Source organism: Gordonia sp. UBA7860 (assembly GCF_002500165.1).
GTDB classification, from domain to species: domain Bacteria; phylum Actinomycetota; class Actinomycetes; order Mycobacteriales; family Mycobacteriaceae; genus Gordonia; species Gordonia sputi.
The window spans coordinates 11,402-16,612 of the sequence record NZ_DLSO01000109.1; the positions used below are offsets into that span (position 1 = coordinate 11,402).

Consider the following 5,211-nt stretch of genomic DNA (forward strand, 5'->3'; position numbering starts at 1 on the left):
CGCAGGACATTCTGGCCAGTGAAACGGAGGGACTCGACGACTCGTCAGCTCAGGTGGTGGACCTCCTGCAGGTCGTAGACGGGGGTGTCGATGCCCTCGAAACGCGCCTTGAGTTGCAGCGCGAGGTACAGCGAGTAGTGGCGGGACTGGTGCAGGTTGCCGCCGTGGAACCACAGGCCCGGCTGTTGGGTCGGCTTCCACATGTTGCGTTGCTCGCCCTCCCATGGCCCGGGGTCCTTGGTGGTGTCGGAGCCGAGTCCCCACACCTTGCCCACCCGATCGGCGACATCCTGACCGATCAGGTCGGCCGCCCATCCGTTCATCGAGCCGTACCCGGTTGCGTAGACCACGACGTCTGCCGGAAGCTCTGTGCCGTCGGCGAGCACCACGGAGTTCTCGGTGAGGTGATCGACCTGTCCGTGAGCGAGCTTGATGGTGCCGTCGGCGACCAGCTCGCACGCACCGACGTCAATGTAGTAGCCCGAGCCGCGACGCAGGTACTTCATGAACAGTCCCGAGTCGTCGTCGCCGAAGTCGAGGTCGAATCCCGCAGCTTCAAGCCGAGCGTAGAAGTCCTTGTCGCGCTCACGGATCTGGTCGTAGAGCGGGATCTGGAACTCGTGCATGATCCGGTAGGGCAGCGAGGCGAACGTGAGGTCGGCCTTCTTCGTCGTCATGCCCGACGCCACTGCCTGCTCGCTGTAGAGCGCACCGAGGCCGATCTCCATGAGTGAGTCCGACTTCACGATGTGTGTCGACGATCGCTGGATCATCGTGGTGTCGATCCCGTTCTCCACCAACGCTTTACAGATGTCGTGTGCCGAGTTGTTGGCACCGACCACGACGACGCGTTTGCCCGCGAAGCCGTCGGGTCCCGGGTGCTGACTCGAGTGGTGCTGCTCGCCTGCGAACACGTCCTGGCCGGGGAAGGACGGGACGTTGGGCTTGCCCGACATTCCGGTCGCGAGGACGAGCTGGGTCGGGGTGAGTGTGAGGTGCTCCCCGTCGCGATCGACCTCGACGGTCCAGTGTCCGGTCTGTTCGTCGTAGCTCGCCGACGTGCAGGTTGTCTTCGACCAGTAGGGAACCTCCATGACGCGCGTATAGAACTCGAGCCAGTCGCCGATCTTGTCCTTGGGTGCGAATACGGGCCAGTTCTCGGGGAAGGGGAGGTAGGGCAGGTGGTCGTACCAGACCGGGTCGTGCAGGCACAGCGTCTTGTACCGTCCGCGCCACTGGTCGCCCGGTCGGTCGTGACTGTCCACGACGATCGACGGAACGCCGAGTTGCCGCAGCCGCGCTCCGAGCGCGATGCCACCCTGGCCGCCGCCGACGACGAGCACGTATGGCTGGCTCGACCGACCGAGCTCCGCCTCCTCGGCCTCGCGGCGTTCGGCCCACGACCGCGCGTCGGGCTCGGAGCCGTGAACCGCGCCCAGCACCCTGCTCGCGCCGCGGCGCTCCTCGTGCCCCTTCAGTTCCTGGAGGGTGGTGAGCAGTGTCCAGGCCTCGTCGCGGTCGTCGCCGTCGGCCGCCTGTCGGAGCCGCAGCATGCCTTCGCCGCGACCCGTTGCGGTCTCGAACTCGAGAAACGCGGTCACGACGCCGTCGTCCTCGGTGGGGGTCTCGGTTGCGGCGAACGACTCCGGGGCGGTGTCGTCGAGGCGCGCTGTGAGCATGTCCGCGAGCTGTTCGCGGCCCTCGACTGTTTTGAGATTCCACGTGAAGGCCACGAGGTCACGCCAGTAGCAGTCGGTCGCGAACATCGAGGTCACCGCGGCGATGTCGCGTGATCGAAGTGCCGATTCGAAGTCGGCGAGCCAGCGGTCGACGCGTTCGGCCGGTGTCCGATGGGTCGTCTCGTCTCGTCCGGTGGTCGGTGTGGACGTCTGGGGTTCAAGCGTCTGAGTCATTGCTTCTCCTCATCTCTGCCGGTCCGTTGGGCCCGGCGGGTGTGATGCACAGCACACTCGGGAGTGGGTGGGGTGAGCAAGGGTTGCACCAGGTTGCATCCGCGGGGTTCTTTGCGGTCCGACTGTGATCGGGAGCACAATCTCTGGTGATGACCGCTACATCACCAGCCAGAGCGGGCGAGCCCGCAGTCGGCGCGGGCGACGACCCGCGGCACTATGCCGCCGTCCTCGCAGCCGTGTACGACGCCGCGATGTCGGGCAACCGCCCGCCCGCGCGTCCGCGCGACGTGATCGGCGAGTCGTGGCGACGAGTCCTGCACGCGGGTGTCGACCCGGAGCGCGGCAGCGCGGAGAATCTCATCGGTGCCGCAGACCTCGAGGCGCGTCGCGCACAGTCGCCGCTGGCACTCGTTCTCGACGATCTGACCGGCGGACTCGACGCCGTGATCGCCGACGGCGACAACATCCTCGTGATCGCCGACGCCGCGGGACACGTCCTCTGGCGCGGAGGTCAGACCCGCGTGCTGCACCGGGCAGATCGTCTCGGATTCGTCGAGGGAGCAGATTGGGGAGAGCGGTCCGTCGGCACCAACGCCATCGGAACCGCGTTGATGTCCGGAGGTCCCGTTCAGGTCTTCTCCGCCGAGCACTTCGTTCGAACGCACCACACGTGGACGTGTACGGGTGCGCCGATCCGCGACCCGAGAACGGATGCGGTGCTCGGCGTCGTCGACGTCAGTGGCCCTGCCGCAACCATTCATCCGACGACGCTGGCACTGGTGAGTGCCGTCGCGAAACTCGCCGAATCTCAACTGCGCGAACATCATCGACGCAGGCTTGACGAGCTGAGGGCGATCGCCGCTCCGATCCTCGCGCGCTCATCCGGGCCTGCGCTCGCCGTCGACGCCGATGGCTGGGTCGCGGCGGTCGACTCGATTGCACCGTGCTCGCGACTGGCACTACCGCGAAGCCCGCAGCCCGGGCGCGCGTGGTTGCACGCGCTCGGCGCGTGCGAGTTCGAACCGTTGCCCGGTGGATGGCTCGTGCGCGTCGCCGACGACCGCGGCCCCACGGCGACACTCGTCGAACTCGATCTCGCAGGCGACCACCCGCCGACAGTGCGGGTCTCGGGCGCGACGGGCTCGTGGACCCACCGTCCGTCGCCGCGGCACGCGGAGATTCTGGCCTTGCTCGCCGCCCACCCCGACGGGTTGAGTGCAGCCGCGATGTCGGAGCAACTCTTCGGCACCAACGACCGCACCGTGACCGTGCGTGCCGAGATGTCGCGTCTGCGAAGGAGTCTCGGCGGCGTGCTCAGCGCGAATCCGTACCGATTCGCCCCAGGCGTCGACATCACGTCTGTCGACGACTCGGCGCGGTCACTCGACCGGTGAATCCTCGACCCGTGAACCTCCGCGGGTTACGGTCGGGGCGTGACGGTTTCGCATGTGGACGGCTACCTGCGCAAGATCATGGACGATTGTGTCGACGATCGGGCGGGGGAGGTGGCCGACTACATCCCCGAGCTCGCGGCCGTCGATCCAGAGGGGTATGGGTTGTCGGTGGCCATGCACGACGGTTACCTCTACTCACTCGGTGACGCGGACACCTCGTTCACGATCCAGTCGGTGTCCAAGCCGCTGACCTACGCCATGGCGCTGAGTCGCCTGGGGCCGGCCGAGGTGGATGCGAAGATCGGCGTCGAACCGTCGGGTGAGGCGTTCAACCAGATCAGTGTCGACTCGCGGCGTCGGCCCAAGAACCCCATGATCAACGCGGGTGCGATCGTCGCGTCGTCGTTGCTCCTGCCGCCGGTTCGCGACGTCGGCCCCGAGGTCGTGGAGACGACTTTCGCCGAGATCCTCGCCTTCTACTCGTCGTGTGCCGGACGTCAGTTGACGCTCAACGAGAGAGTCTTCGAATCCGAGGCCGCGACCGGGTCGAGAAACCGCGCGATCGCCTACATGCTCGACAGCTTCGGAGCGCTCGACACACATCCTGACGCCGCGATCGCGCTCTACTTCCGTCAATGTGCCGTCCAGGTGAACACCGACGACCTCGCGGTGATGGGCACGACGATTGCGTGCGGCGGAGCCAACCCGCGCACCGGACGGCGGGTGTTCAGTCAGGAGGTCGCACAACGGGTGCTGAGCGTGATGACCACCTGCGGTATGTACGACGCCGCCGGCGACTGGGTCACCGCGGTCGGAATGCCCGCCAAAAGCGGTGTCGGAGGCGGCATTCTGGCGGTGTTGCCCGGGCAGTTGGGCATCGGTGTCTACTCGCCGCGGCTCGACGAGCACGGCAACAGCGTGCGTGGGGTCGACACCTGCGAGCACCTCTCCACCGATCTCGGGTTGCACATGTTCAACGTCACCCGTGAGAGTAGGGTCACGATCAGGGCGACGTACGACATCACGGACTTTCCCGTCGGCGACGACTGGTCCGAGGAGGAGCGCGGCTTCTTGCGGACCTGTCGCGACCGCGTTCGGGTCTACGAGTTGCAGGGCGACTTGACGTTCGGCAGTGCGGAGAGCGCATTGCGTCGCGTCGAGGAGGAGATAGATCGTGTCGACGTGGTGATCATCGAGATCTCGCGGGTCGGCGTGATCGACCCGGTCGCGCGCACGATGATGCTCGCGGTCAAACGCACGGCCGACGACAACGGCAAGCGCGTTGTGCTCGTCGACCCCGACGGCGAGGTGCGCGCGAGCGTCGAGCGTCATCGCGCCGACAGCGTCGTCCCCAACCTCGCCGTCCCGGAGCAACTGCAGGGACTCGACCCGACGCTCCCGCACGTCCATCCGTCCATGGCAGACGCCGTCGACGACGCCGAGCGGTTCCTGCTCAAGCTGTATCGGAACGCCTGACCACGGTGCGTCCTCCCGGTGCCGTGGCTCGCCGGGGGTCGGGGGTCGCCTCAGCCGTTGCGCGCGACCGATAAGCTGCCCGGTGTGCGTCTGGTGATCGCGGAATGCCAAGTGGACTACGTCGGCCGACTGACGGCTCATCTCCCCATGGCCAAACGGTTGCTGCTCATCAAGGCCGACGGCTCGGTGAGCGTGCATGCCGACGACCGCGCCTACAAACCGCTGAATTGGATGAGTCCGCCCTGCTGGTTGACCGAGGCGCAGGTCCCCGACGAGGTCGCAGCGCTGCATGAGTCTGTCGAGGCGTACTGGGTGGTGACCAACAAGGCCGGCGAGGAGCTGCGCATCACGCTCGCGTCGATAGAGCACGACTCGTCGCATGAACTGGGCATCGATCCCGGCCTGGTCAAGGACGGCGTCGAGGCGCA

At 66.8% G+C, this 5,211-nt stretch carries 3 protein-coding genes and 1 pseudogene; 3 read left to right on the plus strand and 1 reads right to left on the minus strand.

Translation table 11 applies throughout. From position 1 onward, the window contains the following. Positions 1-44: 44 nt before the first annotated feature. Positions 45-1,913, minus strand: coding sequence for an NAD(P)/FAD-dependent oxidoreductase (locus B3T59_RS13545; protein ID WP_287003800.1), 1,869 nt, complete (start codon positions 1,911-1,913; stop codon positions 45-47). 149 nt (positions 1,914-2,062) lie between these two features. Here B3T59_RS13545 and B3T59_RS13550 point away from each other — a divergent pair, with 149 nt between their 5' ends. The 3 genes and pseudogenes from B3T59_RS13550 to B3T59_RS13560 all read left to right on the plus strand — a co-directional run. Continuing rightward, a complete protein-coding gene (locus B3T59_RS13550; RefSeq protein WP_376782674.1) occupies positions 2,063-3,307 on the plus strand; it encodes a helix-turn-helix domain-containing protein in 1,245 nt (414 codons plus the stop codon). Between the two features lie 39 nt (positions 3,308-3,346). Next, positions 3,347-4,783, plus strand: a complete 1,437-nt coding sequence (gene glsA, locus B3T59_RS13555) for a glutaminase A (RefSeq protein WP_287003802.1) — start codon at positions 3,347-3,349, stop codon at positions 4,781-4,783. A gap of 84 nt (positions 4,784-4,867) precedes the next feature. Continuing rightward, a pseudogene (locus tag B3T59_RS13560) lies at positions 4,868-5,211 on the plus strand (endonuclease NucS domain-containing protein); the annotation flags it as partial.

What these genes read in the sequence shown, in the direction of transcription:
- B3T59_RS13550 (WP_376782674.1), top strand. Translation starts at nt 2,063, where the DNA reads ATGACCGCTACATCACCAGCCAGAGCGGGCGAGCCCGCAGTCGGCGCG.
- B3T59_RS13545 (WP_287003800.1), bottom strand. Translation starts at nt 1,913, where the DNA reads ATGACTCAGACGCTTGAACCCCAGACGTCCACACCGACCACCGGACGA.